General features: G+C 68.6%; 15 protein-coding genes and 1 pseudogene. 9 read left to right on the top strand and 7 right to left on the bottom strand.

Annotated features, from left to right (window positions below):
* Positions 1-11: 11 nt before the first annotated feature.
* The 5 genes from I2456_RS03360 (at position 12) to I2456_RS03340 (ending at position 5,264) form a co-directional block, all read left to right on the top strand.
* The gene (locus I2456_RS03360; RefSeq protein WP_085072692.1) at positions 12-593 is read left to right on the top strand and encodes a hypothetical protein; all 582 of its coding nucleotides are present in this window, start codon (positions 12-14) and stop codon (positions 591-593) included.
* 105 nt (positions 594-698) lie between these two features.
* Positions 699-2,126, top strand: coding sequence for a sugar porter family MFS transporter (locus tag I2456_RS03355; RefSeq protein ID WP_085072691.1), 1,428 nt, complete (start codon positions 699-701; stop codon positions 2,124-2,126).
* Between the two features lie 78 nt (positions 2,127-2,204).
* Positions 2,205-2,894 (top strand): hypothetical protein, encoded by a 690-nt coding sequence (locus I2456_RS03350; RefSeq protein WP_085072690.1) that lies wholly within the window; start codon positions 2,205-2,207, stop codon positions 2,892-2,894.
* A 75-nt stretch (positions 2,895-2,969) separates the two neighbouring features.
* Entirely contained in the window at positions 2,970-3,398 is a 429-nt protein-coding gene (locus tag I2456_RS03345) for an oligopeptide transporter substrate-binding protein (protein WP_241008044.1), read from the top strand.
* A gap of 90 nt (positions 3,399-3,488) precedes the next feature.
* A complete protein-coding gene (locus I2456_RS03340; protein ID WP_085072689.1) occupies positions 3,489-5,264 on the top strand; it encodes an Hsp70 family protein in 1,776 nt (591 codons plus the stop codon).
* 1 nt (position 5,265) lies between these two features.
* Here I2456_RS03340 and iniC read toward each other — a convergent pair whose 3' ends face one another.
* From iniC to I2456_RS28315, 4 genes are all read right to left on the bottom strand, one after another.
* The gene (iniC, locus tag I2456_RS03335; protein WP_085072688.1) at positions 5,266-6,747 is read right to left on the bottom strand and encodes an isoniazid-induced dynamin-like GTPase IniC; all 1,482 of its coding nucleotides are present in this window, start codon (positions 6,745-6,747) and stop codon (positions 5,266-5,268) included.
* On the bottom strand, positions 6,744-8,585 hold the full coding sequence (locus tag I2456_RS03330) for a dynamin-like GTPase family protein (RefSeq protein WP_085072736.1): 1,842 nt from the start codon (positions 8,583-8,585) through the stop codon (positions 6,744-6,746). The genes iniC and I2456_RS03330 overlap by 4 nt, the downstream gene beginning before the upstream one ends.
* A 102-nt stretch (positions 8,586-8,687) precedes the next feature.
* Positions 8,688-9,749: a hypothetical protein gene (locus I2456_RS28320; protein WP_163703787.1), complete on the bottom strand. Its 1,062-nt coding sequence runs from the start codon at positions 9,747-9,749 to the stop codon at positions 8,688-8,690.
* Positions 9,710-9,874 (bottom strand): hypothetical protein, encoded by a 165-nt coding sequence (locus I2456_RS28315; protein ID WP_241007853.1) that lies wholly within the window; start codon positions 9,872-9,874, stop codon positions 9,710-9,712. Before I2456_RS28315 ends, I2456_RS28320 begins: the two co-directional genes overlap by 40 nt.
* Here I2456_RS28315 and I2456_RS28310 point away from each other — a divergent pair.
* Positions 9,864-10,985, top strand: coding sequence for a hypothetical protein (locus tag I2456_RS28310; RefSeq protein WP_163703788.1), 1,122 nt, complete (start codon positions 9,864-9,866; stop codon positions 10,983-10,985). The two genes, I2456_RS28315 and I2456_RS28310, sit on opposite strands and share 11 nt — an antisense overlap.
* Here I2456_RS28310 and I2456_RS28305 read toward each other — a convergent pair.
* Positions 10,982-11,233, bottom strand: a complete 252-nt coding sequence (locus tag I2456_RS28305; RefSeq protein WP_085072686.1) for a hypothetical protein — start codon at positions 11,231-11,233, stop codon at positions 10,982-10,984. The genes I2456_RS28310 and I2456_RS28305 overlap by 4 nt on opposite strands.
* Between I2456_RS28305 and I2456_RS28300 the strand changes: the two genes are divergently transcribed.
* A complete protein-coding gene (locus I2456_RS28300; protein WP_085072685.1) occupies positions 11,226-11,441 on the top strand; it encodes a hypothetical protein in 216 nt (71 codons plus the stop codon). The two genes, I2456_RS28305 and I2456_RS28300, sit on opposite strands and share 8 nt — an antisense overlap.
* Positions 11,442-12,137: 696 nt before the next feature.
* On the opposite strand, the pseudogene I2456_RS28295 reads toward I2456_RS28300, so the two are convergent.
* A pseudogene (locus I2456_RS28295) lies at positions 12,138-12,230 on the bottom strand (IniB N-terminal domain-containing protein); the annotation flags it as partial.
* 253 nt (positions 12,231-12,483) lie between these two features.
* The gene (locus tag I2456_RS03320) at positions 12,484-13,023 is read right to left on the bottom strand and encodes an Rv0340 family IniB-related protein (RefSeq protein ID WP_085072735.1); all 540 of its coding nucleotides are present in this window, start codon (positions 13,021-13,023) and stop codon (positions 12,484-12,486) included.
* Positions 13,024-13,228: 205 nt separating this feature from the next.
* Here I2456_RS03320 and iniR point away from each other — a divergent pair, with 205 nt between their 5' ends.
* A complete protein-coding gene (iniR, locus tag I2456_RS03315; protein ID WP_085072684.1) occupies positions 13,229-15,667 on the top strand; it encodes an isoniazid response ATPase/transcriptional regulator IniR in 2,439 nt (812 codons plus the stop codon).
* 136 nt (positions 15,668-15,803) lie between these two features.
* Positions 15,804-18,833 (top strand): heterodisulfide reductase-related iron-sulfur binding cluster, encoded by a 3,030-nt coding sequence (locus tag I2456_RS03310; RefSeq protein WP_085072683.1) that lies wholly within the window; start codon positions 15,804-15,806, stop codon positions 18,831-18,833.
* The last annotated feature ends 24 nt before the right edge of the window (positions 18,834-18,857 follow it).

The raw sequence follows: 18,857 nt of genomic DNA, 5'->3' as shown, positions 1-18,857 counted from the left end.
GGGAGTTGCGCGTGCGGTTATCGCTGAAGGCACGGCATGGCGTCGCGGCCCTGCTGGCCGCGACGGCACTGGTCGCCGGGTGCAGCACCACCATCACCGGCAGGCCGGTCGCCGCGCCGGGGGCCGGGCCCACCGAACCGTCGTTCCCGACACCTCGACCCGGCACCATTCCCCCGACGACGCCGACGACACCGCCGAGCACCCCCGCGCCGTCGTCCGCGCCCCCCACGACGCCGACCGCGCCCGCCGGCGCCATCCCGCTCAAACCCGACGAAAGCGGTTGGGTGTTCATCGAGACCAAATCCGGGCTGACGCGCTGCCAGATCAACAAGGACAGCGTCGGCTGCGAGGCGCCGTTCACCCACTCACCGATGCAGGACGGCGAGCACGCCAACGGTGTGCACATCACCTCCACCGGCAACGTGCAGTGGATTCTGGGAAACCTCGGCGCCATCCCGACCGTCACCATCGACTACAAGACCTACGACGCGCAGGGCTGGACCATCGTCGCCACCAAGGACGGCACCCGGTTCCAGAACAACGGCACGGGCCACGGCATGTTCGTCAGTGTCGACAAGGTGAGCACGTTCTGAGCGGCGAGCTCAGCCCTTTCCCTTGGTCTCGACGCATCGGCCGAATACGGTGAGCTTGTCGACCGTGCACGGCGCTGACGGTCACTCTGACTGGGGGCGCAGGGCATGGCTGCAGCGGACAAGGGTGCCGGCGGCGCCGTCGAGCACCGCCGTGCTGCGCCCAGACAGCTGACGGGGGCGGTCGTCTTCGTCGCGCTCGTGCCGGCGATCTCGGGTGCGCTCTACGGCTACGACACCGGAATCATCTCCGGTGCCCTGCTGCAAATGACCAAAGACTTCGGTATCGCCGAAAGCTGGAAGCAGTTGATAGCGGCCAGCATCCTGGTGGGTGCAGTGATCGGCGCCCTGGTGTCGAGCCACCTCGCCCATAAGCGCGGCCGCAAACCCACCCTGGTGATCCTCGCGGCCGTCTTCGTCGTCGGCGCGCTGTGGTGCGCGCTGTCACCCAACCCCGTCCTCCTGTCACTGGGGCGGCTGGTTTTGGGCTTCGCAGTCGGCGGAACCCTCACCGCACCCACCTACGTCGCCGAATTGGCCCCCAAGAACTATCGAGGCCGCCTGGTGCTCTGCTTCCAGATCGCCATCGGGGTCGGCATCTTGATCGCGACCCTCATCGGGGCGTCCCAGTCGATCCCCTGGCGGTGGTCCATCGGCATCGCCGCCGTCCCCGCCGCGCTCATGCTGGGCTTGCTCCTGCGGTTGCCGGAGAGCCCGAGGTGGCTGGTCAAGCGCGGCAACGTCGACGACGCGTTGGACGTGCTGCAGCGGGTGCGCCCGCCCGGGTACGACATCAAGGCGGAACTGCAAGAGATGACCGAGTCGGCCCAAGCCGAAGAGACGGCGGGCACTCAGGGTTGGCCCGGCCTGCGGGAGAGGTGGGTGCGTCCAGCACTGATACTCGGCTGCGGATACGCGATCTTCACCCAGCTCAGCGGCATCGAGATGATCGTCTATTACTCGCCAACCATCCTGACCGACAACGGCTTTCCCACTTCAGTCGCGCTGGACGTCTCCGTCGGTCTGGGACTGAGCTACCTGCTCGCCCAGCTCGTCGGGCTCAGCGTCGTGGACAAGGTGGGACGCCGTCGGCTCGTCCTGATCATGATTCCGGGTGCAGCGGTGAGCCTGTTTGTGTTGGGACTGCTGTTCGTCACCGGCAACAGCGGCCGTGACTCCGTCCCGTTCATCGTCGCCTGCCTCATCGTGTTCATGCTCTTCAACGCCGGCGGGTTACAGCTGGCCGGATGGGTTACCGGCTCCGAGATCTTCCCGCTGGCCGTGCGACCGGCCGGCACTGCCGCACAGACGGCGGTGATGTGGGCGACCAACGTGGTCATCACCTCGACGCTGCTGACCTTGATCAGTGGCATCGGGGTGGGGCCGACCATGTGGCTGTATGCCATGTTCAACGTCGGGGCTTGGCTATTCGTGTTCTTCCGATTGCCCGAACTCACCGGCAGAAGCTTGGAGGAGATCGAAGGCAAGCTCGCGGCCGGGAAGTTCCGGCCGATCGACTTCGCGCGTGATCGCTGATCGTCGCGCGCCACGGGGTGCAGGCGCGTCGTCGAAGCGCTCGCCGGGTAGCCGCCGCGCGTCAGTACCATCGGTGCCGTGGAACGCTACGGCCCTCCGGATGACTTCCATGAGCAGCAGACGCAGTACGGGCCCCTAGGCATGGGCGGGAACCGGCCGCAGGGGCCGCCGCCGCAAGGCCCGCCGCCGCAGGGGCCGCCGCCGAACAGCCCGTGGGCGCCCGGCCCGCAAGGCCCGTACGGACCGCAGGGACCGCCGCCGCCCCCGTCTGAGCAGGGCACGGTGGAATCGACGCCGCCGTCGTATCAGGAGACGGTTGAGGGGCCGCCACCCATCGATCCGGGTCAAATCGACCCGCTGGAACCGGACACCGATGCCCGCCCGTGGTACCGCAAGCCGGCGGCCCTCATCGGCTGGGCATTGCTGGTCCTGATCCTGCTGGCCCTCATCGTCTACGGCATCCTGCAACTGCTCGGCAGCGACCAGGGCACCACCCCGGCCCCGAGCACCACGTCGAGGACGACCACCACCACCACCGAACCGCAGGTGACCACCACCACCGCGACGACTCCCGAGACGACCTCCGAAGCTCCCCCGAGCACCACGGAAGCTCCGCAAGCGCCACCGGCCACCTCGCCCCGTGGCCAGCCGCCGCGGCAGCAACCCCCGTCGTCACCGCCGTCGCACCGCCACCTGCCGCCGCCGCCGTCGGTGATCACGATTCCAGGTGTGCCGTCGCCGATTACGCTTCCGCCAAACCTTCCTTAACAGCAGGTCACCGATCGGCAACAGCGCTGTGTGGCGGGGGCGTCCGACTCTGCGCAGCGGCTAGCATCGGCGGCCGTGGCAAGGTACGACGCGCCGGACGCCGGCGCCAACGGGCCCGTCTACGGCCAGTACGAACAAGAACCCGAGCCGACGCCGGGCTGGCGCAAACCGCTTGCTCTGGTCGGCTGGGGGCTACTCATCGCGGTCCTGATCGGGCTGATCATCTACGGCATCATCCTGCTCTCCCAGGGCCCCGCTCCCACGCCTACGACCACGACCGCGACACCCACGACCACTGCCTCGACGACCACCACCCCAACCACGACCTCGTCCACCACCACCTCGACGACGACCACCACGACGACCACGACCACCACCACGACGCCGACCACGACGACGCCGACCACCACCAACTCCCGCGGCGAGGGCGCCTTGCCTCGGCTCCCGTCGCAGATCACGCTGCCGCTGATCCCGACGGTCATCAATCTGCCGCCGGGGCGGTGAGCCCGGGACGACCAAGGTTCTGCTGAATCTGGGCCGCTATGGTGGGGAACGGCCGACCGCCAGCAAAACGACGGATACAGGGGTGTGGGTATGAGCGAGTCGCTCGGGTTGTCGATCGGGGTGGCCAACCTGGTCGCGACTCGCGCCGGAGCCACCCCGGTAACCCGCTCATCGGTGCTGACCTTGTTCGGCCACCGAGCACCCGAAGTCGGTTTGCCAGAAGAGAACCCGAACTTGACCGAACCGGGTCTGGTCTTGCGCGGATTCGTCGAGCGCGTCGGTGACCAGGCGCCCCTGGTGGCGGCCGACGGCACCAAGTACCTCGGCTCAGCGCTGACGGTGGAAGCCCTGGACTCCATGGGCCGCGGCGTCGGCTACGGCGCGCCCGTCACCATCGCGGTGCCCGCATATTGGTCGGAGGCACAGACGGCCGCGCTGCGCGCCGCGTTGGCCACCAGGCCTTCCCTGTCGCCCAACGGTGTGGCGCCGGAGTTGCTCTCCGATGCTCAGGCTGCGCTCAACACGCTGGCCGCTCGACCCGGCTTCCCGACATCGGGCGTGGTGGCACTCTGTGACTTCGGGGCCAGCGGCACCAGCATCACGTTGGCCAACGCCGGGTCGACCTTTCGCCAGCTCGGCCCCACCGTTCGGTACCGCGAGTTCTCCGGCGACGAGATCGACCAGCTGATCCTCAACCACCACCTGGTGACGACCTCCGGCGCCGACGCCACCGCCGCGGCCGGCGCCGAAACGGGCATGGCGCCGGTCACCCGCCTGCTCGCAGGTTGTCGACGCGCCAAAGAACAGCTGTCGGTGGCCACGGTGGCCAGCCTGCCGGTGGCCGGAGCCGCTCCGGGCATCGCCGATGCCCGCTTGTCCCGTGCCGAGTTCGAGCAACTGATCTCCGGGCCGCTGGACCGGTTCGCCGCTGCGGTCGCAGATGTGCTGCACCGCAACGGGATCCCGCCGGGCGGCCTGGCCGCGATCGCAACCGTCGGTGGCGGTGCCAGCATTCCGCTCATCACCACCCGCCTCTCCGAGCGGCTGCAAGCACCCGTGTTCACCACACCCCAGCCCCTCTTCAGCGCCGCCGTCGGCGCCACCGCCCTGACCGCCGGCGCCCTGGCGGCCGGGCTTGCCACCGGCATCGGCCCCGCCGTCGACGTCCCCACCTCGTTCGTCGGAACCGCCGGGCCGGCGACCGAGGCCGCGCCCACGGCGTTTGCCAACGACGCCACCACCGCGGCCGTCGCCCCTGGCGCCGACGTCCCGGGCACCGGAAACCTCGGCGCGCTGGCTTGGTCGGAAGACCCGGGCACGGGCGCCGAACCGGTCCCGTACACCGGACCCGCCGACTATGCCCCGGTCGCGTCGGTCGACGATTACCCGCCGGCCCCCGCCGCACCCGACGACGATCGCTACCCCGCCGAGCCGGGACCGCTGCCGTGGTACAAGCGCTGGGCTCTGGTGTTGGGCGTCGCCGGGGCGGGCGTGGCCATACTGGTCGCCATCATCCTGGCGCTCACCTTGCGCCCGGAGAGCAACAAGCCGGTCAATACCACCGCACCCCAACCGCCACCCGAGCCCGTAACCACCACGGTGATCGGCCCGAACAACAGCCCGACCGTGACGGTGGTGACCCCGCCGCCGCCCGCGACCACCACCGAACCGCCGCCTGCGAGCACCACGACCACTGAACCGCCGACGACGACAACCGAGCCGACGACCACGACGACGCAGCCGCCGACCACCACGACAACGCAGCCGACCACCACTGCGCCGCCGACGACCACCCAGGCCACCACGACGGCTGCCCCGACCACCACCCGGGAACGACCACCGTTCTTCCCGCCGCGGCGCCCGTAACCTAGCGACGCGCCGCGTACTCCGCGACCATCGCCTCGGCGCTGCGCACGGCAGCGCGGCAGGCCCTGGTGGTGAACGGGTCATTGAGTGGATGCTCGGCACGGCGTCGCCAGCGTTGCGCCGCGGCGAAAGCGGCGCGCGGCCCCTCGTTGGGGTCCTCGGAGGTCAGCCCCAGCCGGGCGGCCGGTGGAGTGCCCGAGCCGCCGAGGATGCGCCGCAGGGAAGCCATTTCGTCGTCGTTCAATGTTGTTTGGCGAGAGGGTAATACGCTCAGCAGCCGCAATTCTTCGAAGGCGTGGGTGTCGTTGAGCAGCGGGTCGATGTCGGCGATCACGTAGGGCGTCGCGAGCACCGGGTGGGCCTCGACGAATCGTCGTAACGACAGTAGGGCGGTGTGCGCCTTGAGCATGTCGGCACGCTGGGCGAACTGCTGGTCGATGACGTCGCGCAGCGCCACCAGCCCGCTGCGCTCCAGCAGTTCTGCGGCCAGCCCGGCCGAGTCGCTCACACCGGCGGCCAGCACCGCCAGCGAGATCCGGATACCGAACATCCCGAAACGTTCGAGCAGTTGGGCGCGTGTGCCCGCGTCCACCGGCAGCGGGCTGTCCGGCCGGACGAATCGGTCCACGCTGAGCAGCGCCTTGTTCAGCTCGGCGGCATCGGCCCGGGCGAGCTGCTGCAGTGCGTTGAACTCACTTTGGCGCAGCGTGCGGGCGGTCAGGGCAAGCAGCCCGGACACCGGCACCACCGCCTGGCAGATGCCGGTCTGGTTCATCTCGGCGGTGAACCGCTTGGCGACCTCCTGAGCCGACATCATCGCGTCGATGCGGCCGGCGCCGATCTCGTCCGCTCGGGAGGCGACGCCCACGATGCCCAGCGCGCCGGCCGATCCGCCCACCAATCCACCGATCTGCTTGAGCAGGGCGACGTCGGCGGCGTTGAGGGTGCGCAGCAGGAACACCACCGCGTCCACCCGCGGCACCCCGTCGGGAGGAACCAACAACTGCAGGGTGCGCGCGGAGGCGTCGCGCGTCAGCGACGAGGTGCCCGGGGTGTCGATGATGGTCGTCTGCGTCAGCTCCTCGGCGGGCCACTCGACATCCAAGTCGACCACCTCGGCGGGGTTGAGCCGGCTCAAATCGAAGCTGAGCCCGTCGCGATGAATGATCGGCACGTTGGTGCGCCGCCCGCCGCGGTGGTTGGCGGTGACCCGGGGCGCGGGTCCGTGCCGAAACCACGTCACGATGCGGGTGGCCTCGGTCGCGTCGGTGGGCGCTATGTCGTCTCCGACCAGCGCGTTGAGCAGCGTCGACTTGCCTGCCTTGAGCGTGCCGGCCAGTGCGATGCGGATCGGCTCGTTGAGCCGCGCACCGATGCGGTCCAGTTGGTAGAAGACGTCGGCGCGCTGACGGTAGGCCGGTTCGCCGCGATAAGCCCGGATGGTTCCGCCCAGGATCGCGCGGACCCGATCGCTTGTGCTCACCCTCGTCCCACGGTCACCGGCGGCATCAGCTTGTCGACGTTGTCGGTGACCTGGTTCAGGATGTCCAACTGTCGCTCGAGTTCGCGCACCCGGTTGTCGCGTTCGAGGTCTTCCATGTGGGCGGAGGTGATCAGCGATTGCAGCGACTCGTTGAGCGAGCGGGTGACCTCGTTGGCGATGTCGCGGTAGTGGTCGCGCAGCGTGCGCTGGATGGTCTTGAGTCGGTCCCGCGATTCCTTGCCTACCACGAAGGACACCTCGTCGATGAAGCGCCGCACGTTGGCCTTCGCTTCACCGCGGGCCCGTAACAGCCGGTTTTCTTTGTCCTCCTTGTAAGCCATCCGGCCCAGTATCAAGCCCGCACCCACCGACACGGGATTGAAGAGGCCCAAGCCGGCCACCGAGGACAACATGCCGATCATCACCACGCCGCCGTAGGAGCCCCGCAATCCGGAAACCACCTTCTGCCCCTTGCCGAGCGGCTTGGATTCCAGCCGCGCCAGCGCCTTGAGCCGGCCGAAGTCGCCAGCCATCAGCCGAGCGGTCAGCTCGGGGGACATCACCGAGTCCAGTCCGGCGTCGACGAACGACCGGGCCACCTCGTCAGCCAAGGCCTCGGCGCGCTGGTAGGCCCAGACGAAGTTGTCGCCGACGGCTTTGGCGACGGCGTCTTCGGCGTCGGCGCCGATTTCGGCCCAATGCCGAGTCGGGTCGCACGCATCGATCTGACGTTCCAGATCGTCGGTGATGGCGCGGAAGCGCACCCGCAAATCATGGTCGACATCGGTGCTGAGGTCGGTGAATCCGTCGTTGAGCACCTGCTGCCACAACGCGGTCTGCTGCACCGCGTCTTGGGCTTCGCGTTTGCGTCGTTCCAGGTCCTCGGTGAGACGTTCGCGCATCGTCGGGTCGTTGACCACCGACAGCTCCGAGCCCGTCGAAATCGTCAATTGTTCTGCCGCCGAACGTATTTCGTGGAGGACGTCATCGCGGACACGGTCGTTCTGGCGGGAGAGCACCTTGTCGCTGAGGAATTGCACCACCGCCGGATAGTTGGACTCGTCGTTGAGTTCCTTGTCGTTGAGCGTGACGGCGTGGCTGCGCAGCAGTGATGAGACGGGAATGATAGGCAACGGAACTCCGGCGCGTTGCAGGTGCGCGGCGTTGGTGTTGACGATCTCGCGCCAGCGCGGATAGAGGTCGGTCTTGGTCGCGACGACGACGCCGACCGGGCAGACCTCGTACGCCTTCCGGATGAACCACATCTCGGGTTCGGTGAACTCCTGGCTGGTGTCGCTGACCATCAGCAGCGCGTCGGCGTCCGGCAATAAACCCAGCGTCGAGGACAGGTGTGGCTGGCCGTGCCCGCCCACTCCCGGGGTGTCGATGAACGCCAATCCGCCTTGCAGCAGCGGGCTGGGCGCGCCGATCTCGACACGCAACACTTCGCGGCCGCCCGCCTGGGGCGCCCTGCGCAGGTCGGTGTTGATCTCGTCGAGCGGAATGTTGACGGTTGCTGTCTCGCCGTGGGGTCCCGCGGCCACGACGAGCCGGGCCGACGGTTCGGGGCTGTAGCTGACGACGGTGATGACCACCGTCGCCTCGTCATCGCCCACGCGCGCGACAGGCAGATTGAGCAGCGAATTGAGCAGCTGACTCTTGCCCTGCTTGAGCTGACCGGCGATCACGACCCGGATCTGCGGGTCGGTGATGCGGGCCCGCGCCCGCGTCAGGCGCTGGACCAGATCGCTTCGGTCGTGCAGCTTGGCGATCGCCACGGTGTGGTCGATCAACTCGACGATCACACCGACCCGACGCGGGTCATCCGGTTGAGTCACCGCGCTGCCCCACTTTCTCGATCGCTTGCTTTCCAGATCACGGTAAGCGGACGAATCGGCGGGGACCACGAAGGTCCCCGCCAGCTTCGTCAGGTCGGCGAATCAGAACCCTGGGTGGCCCACCGGGCCGTGCGCCGAGGGGTCGGTGTGCACCGGCGGCGTGTCGGGCGCAGGCGGCTCATGCCCGAACACTGATGGGCTCGGCGGCTGGTGAAAGACCGGCTGCGGTTCGACCGGGGCGTGCTGCGTCGGCGTGATCGGCGCGTGCTGCGTCGGGGCCGGCGTGTGCTCGACCGGCGTCTGCGTTTGCGGCTCCGGCGCGTGAATCACCGGCGGGTTCGCGCCGCCGTGGCCCGCTGCGCCGCCCTGCCCGGCCGCCCCGCCCGGCGTCTGGATGACGGGTCCGCTACCCGAGGGCGCCGTGACCGGCCCGCCGGTACCTGCGCCGCCCTGGACGACAGGGCCGTGGCTAGTTGGGACGGTCGGGCCGTGGTCGCCGGGCGTGACGCCGCCGTTCGCGCCTCCGCCACCGTTGTAGCCGCCCCCAGGATGGAGGCCGCCGCCGGGATTGGCACCGCCACCCGGGTTGCCACCGGCGCCGGGGTTGACCCCACCGCCACCGCCGAGCGTGGCACCTTCTTCGCCGATGATGCCGCCGTGTGCTCCGGCTCCGGCAGTGCTGCCCGCAGGTCCACCCGCAACGTGTCCGCCCCCGGCTCCGGTGGCCGCGACGCCAGCGGGCGCCGTTTGTGCGCCTACTCCAGCGCCGGCTCCGGCCGCGGCGGCTGGCTGCGGGCTCGGGTGGGCGCCCATGGGGTTGCTCTGGCCCGCCAGAGCGTCACCGCGTGCGTTGCCGCCGATTCCCAGGCCGGCGCCACCGGCTGCACCGGCTTGACCGCCCACTCCGACGCCACCCAGCGGGCCCGAGACGTGCGGTGTTGCAGCGCCGTTGAGCGCGGCCCCTTCGCTGGCGATCAAGCCGGCTTGGCCGCTGGCGCCACTGGCCAACACTGCGTTGCCGCCGGCCAGACCACCGACGTTTCCGGCACCGGCCAGTCCCCCGCCAGCGGCAAGATTCGCCTGACTGGCGAAACCGGCCTGGCTGGCGAGACCCGCCTGACCCGCTAAGCCCGCCTGACCGGCGAGACCGGCCTGACCTGCCAAGCCCGCCTGGCCTGCAAGACCAGCGCCGGCGCCGAGGCCAGCACCTGCACCGGCACCGACTGCAGCCTGGCCGCCAAGGCCCGCACCGGCACCGAAGCCGCCACCGACACCGGCTTGGCCGCCAAGGCCCGCACCGGCGCCGAAGCCACCGCCAACACCAGCCTGGCCACCAAGCGCTGCGCCAGCACCTGCCTGACCGCCGACAGCGCCACCGATACCGGCTTGGCCGCCCAGGCCGGCGCCAGCACCGAAGCCACCACCGAGACCGGCCTGGCCACCGACAGCACCGCCGATGCCCGCCTGACCACCCAAGCCCGCGCCCGCGCCAACGGCACCACCGACACCGGCCTGGCCACCCAAGCCAGCACCGGCGCCGAAGCCACCACCGAGACCAGCCTGGCCACCAACGGCACCACCGATGCCCGCCTGACCACCAATCGCGCCGCCAATCCCAGCCTGGCCGCCAACACCAGCACCCGCGCCGAAGCCACCACCGAGACCAGCCTGGCCACCAACGGCACCGCCGATCCCGGCCTGCCCACCAATCGCGCCGCCAATCCCAGCCTGACCACCAATCGCGCCGCCAAAGCCACCACCGACACCGGCCTGGCCACCAACGGCACCGCCAATCCCAGCCTGACCACCAATCGCGCCGCCAACACCGGCCTGACCACCAATCGCGCCACCGATCCCAGCCTGGCCGCCAACACCAGCACCTGCGCCGAAGCCACCACCGAGACCCGCCTGGCCACCCAAGCCCGCACCGGCACCTACGGCACCACCAACACCGGCCTGACCGCCCACTGCACCACCAATGCCCGCCTGGCCACCAACGGCGCCACCGATCCCAGCCTGGCCACCAATCGCGCCACCAACACCAGCACCAGCACCGGCGCCGAAGCCACCACCGACACCGGCCTGGCCACCAATGGCACCACCGATCCCGGCCTGACCACCCAAGCCCGCACCGGCACCTACGGCACCACCAACACCGGCCTGACCACCGACTGCACCACCAATGCCCGCCTGGCCACCAATGGCGCCGCCGATACCGGCCTGACCACCAATCGCGCCACCAACACCAGCACCAGCACCAGCACCAGCACCGAAGCCACCACCGACCTGGCCACCAACGGCGCCACCGATCCCAGCCTGGCCACCAATGGCGCCGCCGATACCGGCCTGACCACCAATCGCGCCACCAACACCAACACCAGCACCAGCACCGGCGCCTAAGCCACCGCCGACACCGGCCTGGCCACCAACGGCACCGCCGATCCCGGCCTGACCACCCAAGCCCGCACCGGCACCCACGGCACCACCAATGCCCGCCTGGCCACCAACGGCGCCACTGATACCGGCCTGGCCACCGATCGCGCCGCCGATACCGGCCTCACCGCCCACACCAGCACCGGCGCCGAAGCCGCCACCAATGCCCGCCTGACCACCGAGCCCGAAGCCCCCGCCGACACCAGCTTGGCCACCAATCGCGCCGCCGATTCCTGCTTGACCCCCGACGCCAGCGCCGAGGCCGAAGCCGCCGCCAACACCGACCTGGCCGCCGACGCCAAAGCCCCCGCCGATCCCCGCCTGACCACCGATGCCGCCGCCAAGCCCGGCGCCAGCACCGGCGCCGATGCCCAAGCCAAGTCCGGCACCGATTGGACCACCGACGGCTGCCTGTCCTCCTAAGCCGAAGCCCAGCCCGGCGCCCAGACCCGTCTGAGCTCCGACGCCAAGACCGAGACCCGCCCCAATCTGAGCGCCGATTCCGGCTTCAAAGCCGGCGCCGAAACCCAGCCCGGTCTGTGCACCGAAGCCGACCGGCGCACCAAACCCGACAGGCGCACCGAAGCCGAACCCGGCCGGGGCACCGAAGCCCGTCGGGACATCGAAGCCGCCTAGCCCCCCGAAACCGATCGGCCCCGCAAAACCGATCGGAGCGCCGAAGCCGCCGGTTGGCTCGGCGAAGCCGAAGCCGGGCGCGACCGCCGTCTGCAACCCGAGACCCAAGCCAGTCGCAAGCCCAGCGCCGACATCTGTCACGACCGCGTTAGCCAGCCCGGCCCCCACATCGGTGGCGACCAGCCCGGCATCACCCACCACAGCGCCCGCATCGTCGATCACCGCGCCGGCCTCTTGGGCAACCAACGCTGGGCCGTATCCCAGACCGCCGCCATAGCCGGGGTCGTACGCATAACCGGGGTCGGCGTACCCGTAGCCCGGATCGGAAACCACACCGTAGTCCGGGGTCGGCGCGAAGCCGTACTGATCAGCCACTGCCTGTTGCAGGCCACCGATCGGGTTAGCCGGATCAAGAGCCAGCCCCGGCACTGCACTGGCCGCCACCGAGGAGAACTCGTCGGGTGACACGTTGATCAACCCGGCATTCGTCATGGCTTGCCCAGGTGCGGCGACGAAGGACCGCGCCGCCTCTTCACTACGGAACAGGCTCAGGATGTAGTCGACCAGCGAGGTCATCTTCTTTCCCTTCATCGAAGTGGGCCGCCGCACGGGCGGCGCTCTGCCATACACGCTATGGATTGCGACCTACCGCCGAATCGGGGTGAGATCCCTTAGCCGCAAGCCCGCCAACCGGGGTGGTAGGGGTCAGTGTCTTAGGGGATTAGGGGGAACTCGGGGTGGCCCCTGTCCGCGCCCCGTTCGCGCGCCAAAAAAGCCCATTTAGGCAGCTCACAGCGCTGACCAACGCCACAAAGCGGGCAGTGAGTAATTACCCGTGGATGCCGAAGCCGTGGTGATCGGGGCCCGGGGCGTCCGGATGAATGACGGGGTCGTGCCAGATACCGGGGTCCTCAGCCGGGAAACCACCATGATGCAGCGCCGCGTCGGGCAGCTCGGTACCGCTGAGCAGCACCGACGGTTCATGTGGCTCCACTCCGACGGCCGGCGGCTGCGCGGGCGCCTCGATCGGCTGGTGCGTGACGGGCTGGTGGATCACACCACTCCACGGTTCATGCTGGGCCACGACGGCCGCGGGCTGGTGCGGCGTGAACGCATCCAACGCAGCCGTCGCCGCACCACTCGCCCACACGTTGCTGTGATCGGCAACCGGGCCTGCACCAACGGCTCCTGCCGGGTTGGCCATCGACAATGAGTCCGACACCATGGGAATCAAGTTGTTGACGTCGACGCTGGTCACATCCGTAAGGTGAGCGTCGGCGATGGTCTTCACCGGGTCGGCGGCGTATCGGGCGGCGGCCTCGGGATCACGGACGAGGGAGATGACAAAGTCGAGTAGCGAGTTTGCCACCATGCGCCTCCTTACCGCACCAATCCTGCGCCGCAGATGTTCACAACGACGGCCCGACCAATGCCACGATGTTATCGGTTCAGGGTGACGGCTGTGATCGGTGCGCAACCCGACTGGCCTAAAACGGTATTAGGGGATGGCATATTAGGGGAATTGCGGGGATCGACGTGAAACACTTGGCCGGCATATCGGGTGCGACGGCACGGTGACCGACGCACTTTTCGACCTGCCGGCCCCCGCGCACGCGGCACTGCGCGACCTCGCCAATGCCGCGACGGTTCCGGTCAAAGCGTTGGTCAGCGGCGGTATCGGAACCGGCAAGACGACGATTCTCAGCGCCGCGCGGAACGCGCTTCGTGAGGGCGGGCTGACCGTGCTGGCAGGCGCGCCACAAGACGGTGATCCGAGCGACGCCGCGCTCGTCGTCGACGACCTCCACCTACTGAGCGACACCGACCTGCAACGCCTGACCGACCGTGTCGCCAATCCTCGCACCACCGTCGTCGCCGCGACCCAAGCCCGCGAACAACGACCGGCGCTGCGCACTCTGATGACCGCCTTCGAACAGGAGCGACCGCACGTTGCGCTGGGGGCGGTGCCGGTCGACGAGCATCTGCTCGCTTGCACCGCCGGGCTGCCGTTCCTGGTTGCCGCGGTATCCCGCAGTGGCCAATCCCCCGAACAGGCAGCCAAATTCGCGTTGATGGAGCGGTTACGCCGATTCGACGAATCCGACTTGGACACCCTGCTCATCCTGTCGCTCACAGTTGGACTGGGCAGCTCCGATGTTGCTGGCGCGCAACAGCTTTCGACAACCGAGGCGCGCGAGCTGGTCGACCGGGCGCGCGCCACCGGGGTTGTCGAACCTTCGCATCCCGCAGCTTTTCTGGCTTTGGTTCACGACGCCGTCGCGCTCCTGGTCGGCAACGCACACCATCACCAGACCGAAACGTCCTTGCTGCGTTCCCAACTCGAGACCGCAGGTGTGTCCGCCGATTTCGCGCTTCGGCTGGCCGAACACGGCCTACGTGACGACCGGTTGGCCGCCATCCTGGCCCGGCAAGCCGCCGCGACCGAAGGTGACCCGATTCAGTCTGCACGCTTGTATCGGGCCGCCGTCCAGGCCGGCGCCGAAGGCGTGACCGCCCAACTTGCCGATACGCTCGCGCGCACCGGAGATTGTGGGGGCGCGGCCGCACTGGCCGACGAGCTACTCACCTCCCCCGACTCGACCGAGCGGGCCGCCGGCGTGCGCATCGCCGCCAGCGTGGCCGCACACGACGGCAATGCCGGTCAAGCCGCCGAACTGTTCGGCTGGCTCGGCCCGCACCCGGACGCGGTGATCAGTGCGGCCGCCGCGGTCGCGCTTGCCGCGACCGGTGACCTCGCCGCAGCGCGCGCCGCATTAAGCCTTCAGGACACCGGTCCGCCGACGACTGCGGCGCGGGCGTCGCGCAGTCTTGCCGACGGGCTGCTCATGACCATGGATCAGCCGTATCAAGCGGCCATGGCCAAACTCGGGCAAGCCCTCGCCACCGAACACTCCCTGACCCAGATCACGCCGGACAGCCCGCCAGCGTTGGTGACCTTGGCCGCACTGCACGGCGGTGATCCAGTTCGGGCCCGCAGTGTGATCGGCCGCGCCTTGCGCACCAGCCAGAACGCGCTGTTCGAGCGGCGGCACCTGCTCCTCTCCGGCTGGATCAAGATGCAGGAAGGCCAGCTCACGTTGGCGGCCGCCGACGTCGCCGCGGCCGGTTCCGGGACGGAATTGCACCGGCGCGACGCCCTGTGGGCGGCGGCGATGCAGACCGCGATCGCGCGGCGCAACGGGGATGCCGGTGCCCTGCAAAAGCATTGGCTGGCGGCCATGGAGGTGCTCGCCGAGTACTCCATCGATCTGTTCGCGTTGCTGCCGTTGGGCGAGCTGTGGGTGGCAGCCGCCCGAATGCGTCAAGTCGAACAACTGCGCCACGCGCTGGATCAGGCGTTCATGCTGCTGAATTCGCTCGGTAACCCGCCGTTGTGGTCAATCTCACTGCACTGGTCGGGGGTTCATGCCGGAATCCTCAGCAGCTCACCGGAATCGGTGGCTCCGCACGGCCAAGCCCTCAGCAGCGCGGCCACCCACAGCGAGCTTGCTCAAGTGTTGTCCGGGGCCGGCCGAACCTGGCTCCGCGTCCTGGCCGACCAGGTCAACGTCGACGAAGTCACCGTCGCTGCGCGGTCGTTGTCGCGGGTCGGGCTCACCTCCGACGCCACCCGCCTAGCCGGCCAGGCCGCCCTGCAGACCCCGGACGCCCGGGTGTCGGGGGCGATGCTGCAACTGGCCCGCGACCTCAAACTCGGTACCGGGGCCGGCGAAACATCCTCTGAGGCACCCTTAATCGACTCTGTCGAGCCGACGACAGGCAGGATACGCCCGCCAGCGGAGCCTCCGGCGGGTTCGCCGCTGTCGGACCGGGAACGCGAAGTTGCCGAGCTTCTATTATTGGGGTTGCCCTACCGCGACATCGGCGGCCAGTTGTTTATCTCCGCGAAAACGGTCGAACACCACGTTGCCCGGATCCGTCGTCGGCTGGGTGCCGGCTCCCGCTCGGAGATGTTGTCGATGCTGCGCGCGATGCTGGCCCAACAAGCTTGAGCCGCAGGTTAAAGGCACCTACTACGGGCGAGTTAGGACAGCCTTTCTCGCGGTCAGAGCCGAATAGATGTCACTATGGGCTGGCTGAGCAGGCAACAAAGCCGGCCAGCGTAACAATGCATTGGAGAGACCTTCGGTGACCACGCAGATGCTCATCAGACTGATAGTGGGCATGGGCATGACGCTCGTCGTGCTCGGATTAGCTGCGCGGCGGGTCCTGTGGCTGTTCAAATTGGTCACATCCGGACAGCCCGCGCCCGGGCACACCAACGACCCCGGCAAGCGCCTGTGGGCGGAGATCGCAGAGGTCTTCGGACAGCGTCGCCTGTTGAAGTGGTCGATTCCCGGCCTGGCGCACTTCTTCACGATGTGGGGCTTCTTCATCCTGCTGACGGTCTACATCGAGGCCTACGGGTTCCTCTTCCAGCAGAACTTCCACATCCCGATCATCGGCCGCTGGGATGCGCTGGGGTTCCTGCAGGACTTCTTCGCCACGGCCGTGTTCCTGGGCATCTCCACCTTCGCCATCATTCGGCTGCGGCGCGGCCCGCGTGAGATCGGCCGCGCCTCACGGTTCTACGGCTCCCACACCGGTGGCGCCTGGCTGATCCTGTTCATGATCTTCAACGTCATCTGGACCTACGTGCTGGTCCGCGGATCGGCGGTCAATAACGGCACCCTGCCCTATGGCAAGCCGGCGTTCCTTTCCCACTTGTTCGGCGCCATCCTTCGTCCGCTCGGCCAGCCGGCCAACGAGATCATCGAAACCGCAGCGCTGCTGCTGCACATCGGCGTCATGCTGGCGTTCCTGGTCATCGTGCTGCACTCCAAGCACCTGCACATCTTCTCGGCGCCAATCAATGTCGTGTTCAAGCGGCTGCCGGACGCTCTTGGACCGCTGTTGCCGATCCAAGCCGACGGCAAGCCGATCGACTTCGAAAACCCGCCCGACGACGCCGAATTCGGCCGCGGCAAGATCGAGGACTTCAGCTGGAAGGCCATGCTCGACTTCGCCACCTGTACCGAATGTGGCCGCTGCCAGTCGCAGTGCCCGGCCTGGAACACCGGCAAGCCGCTGTCCCCCAAGCTCGTCATCATGGACCTGCGCGACCACTGGATGGCCAAGGCGCCCTACATCCTCGGCGAAAAACCTTCTCCCCTCGAGAACACTCCGGAGGGTGGTCTAGGCGAGAAGGTTCAGCGCGACGAACACTACGAGGAACACCACGTTCCCGAGTCCGGCTTCGGCCGGGTCCTGGGCTCTGGTCCTGAGCAGGCGACCCGTCCGCTGGTCGGCACCTTAGAACAGGGCGGCGTCATCGACCCCGACGTGCTGTGGTCCTGCGTGACCTGCGGCGCCTGCGTCGAGCAGTGCCCGGTGGACATCGAGCACGTCGACCACATCGTCGACATGCGCCGCTACCAAGTGATGATGGAGTCGGAGTTCCCCTCCGAACTGTCGGTTCTGTTCAAGAACCTGGAGAACAAAGGCAATCCGTGGGGACAGAACGCTTCTGACCGCACCAACTGGATCGACGAGGTCGACTTCGACGTTCCCGTCTACGGTCAGGACGTCGAGAGCTTCGACGGCTTTGAGTACCTGTTCTGGGTGGGCTGCGCCGGGGCTTACGACGACAAGGCGAAGAAGACCACCAAGGCCGTCGCCGAACTGTTGTCCATCGCCGGGGTCAAGTACCTGGTCCTGGGCACCGGGGAAACCTGCAACGGTGACTCCGCGCGCCGTTCAGGCAACGAATTTTTGTTTCAGCAGTTGGCGCAGCAAGCCGTCGAAACCCTCGACGAGCTGTTCGAGGGCGTGGAGACGGTCGACCGCAAGATCGTCACCACCTGCCCGCACTGCTTCAACACCCTGGGCCGCGAATACAAGCAGTTGGGCACCAACTACAGCGTGTTGCACCACACCCAGCTGCTCAACCGGCTGATCCGCGACAACAAGCTGGTCCCCGTTTCGCCTGTCTCGCAAGACATTACGTATCACGACCCGTGTTACCTGGGCCGGCACAACAAGGTGTACGAGGCGCCGCGTGAGTTGATCGGTGCTGCGGGAGCTACCTTGACCGAGATGCCGCGGCATGCCGAGCGCAGCTTCTGCTGCGGCGCGGGCGGTGCTCGGATGTGGATGGAAGAGCACATCGGTAAGCGCATCAACCACGAGCGCGTCGACGAAGCTCTGGCCACCAACGCCGCCACGATCGCCACCGGCTGCCCGTTCTGCCGTGTCATGGTCACCGACGGTGTCAACGACCGGCAGGAAGAAGCCGGCCGCAGCGGCGTCGAGGTGCTCGACGTTGCGCAGGTGCTGCTCGGCTCTCTCGACCGCGACTCGGTGAAACTGCCCGAAAAGGGCACTGCTGCAAAGCAAGCCGAGGAGCGCGCCGCCAAGGCCGAGCCCAAAGCGGCCGTGGCGACCGCTCCCGCCGAGGCACCGGAAGAGACACCCGCCGAGGAACCCGAAGCGCCGGCGGCCTCGGCTCCTGCGAAACCGGCCGCGCCCGCCAAGGGACTGGGAATCGCCGGCGGCGCCAAGCGACCCGGTGCCAAGAAGGCAGCTCCGGCAACCGCCGCAGCCGAGTCGGCACCGGAGGCCAAGGCCCCGGCCGCGCCCGCCAAGGGACTCGGTATCGCCGGCGGCGCCAAGCGACCCGGTGCCAAGAAGGCAGCGGCGACAGCCGCCGAGCCCGAGGCGGCACCGAAAGCCGAAGCCGCCACGGAGGCCAAAGCCCCGGCCGCACCCGCCAAGGGACTCGGTCTTGCCGCCGGCGCCAAGCGGCCCGGCGCCAAGAAGGCAGCGCCGAAGGCCGCGGCACCAGCGGCTACGGAGGCGGCTGACACCGACGAGGCACCTGCGGCACAAGCCGAGCCTGAGGCTCCGGCCAAGCCGGCCGCGCCGGTGAAGGGTTTGGGCATCGCCGCCGGCGCCAAGCGTCCGGGGGCCAAGAAGAGCCCGGCCAAGGCGGAGGCAGCCGCACCGGCCGAACCGGCCGCAGCGGCCGAGCCGAAGCCCGAAGCAGAGGCGGAGGAAAAGCCGGAAGCAAAGCCGGAGCCGGAATCATCCACCGAAACCAACGGTGACCCCAAGCCGCCCGCCGCGCCGGTTAAGGGACTCGGCATCGCGCGCGGTGCCCGCCCGCCGGGCAAGCGCTGATCACGAATTGACATCCGTCAGCAA

Source organism: Mycobacterium kubicae (genome assembly GCF_015689175.1).
In the GTDB taxonomy this organism is placed as follows: Bacteria; Actinomycetota; Actinomycetes; order Mycobacteriales; family Mycobacteriaceae; genus Mycobacterium; species Mycobacterium kubicae.
The sequence above is the reverse complement of the archived record's forward strand: the minus strand, read 5'-3'. Positions and strand labels throughout refer to the sequence as shown.

Coding starts and splice junctions, on each gene's coding strand:
- I2456_RS03355 (WP_085072691.1), top strand. CDS start 699: ATGGCTGCAGCGGACAAGGGTGCCGGCGGCGCCGTCGAGCACCGCCGT.
- I2456_RS03340 (WP_085072689.1), top strand. CDS start 3,489: ATGAGCGAGTCGCTCGGGTTGTCGATCGGGGTGGCCAACCTGGTCGCG.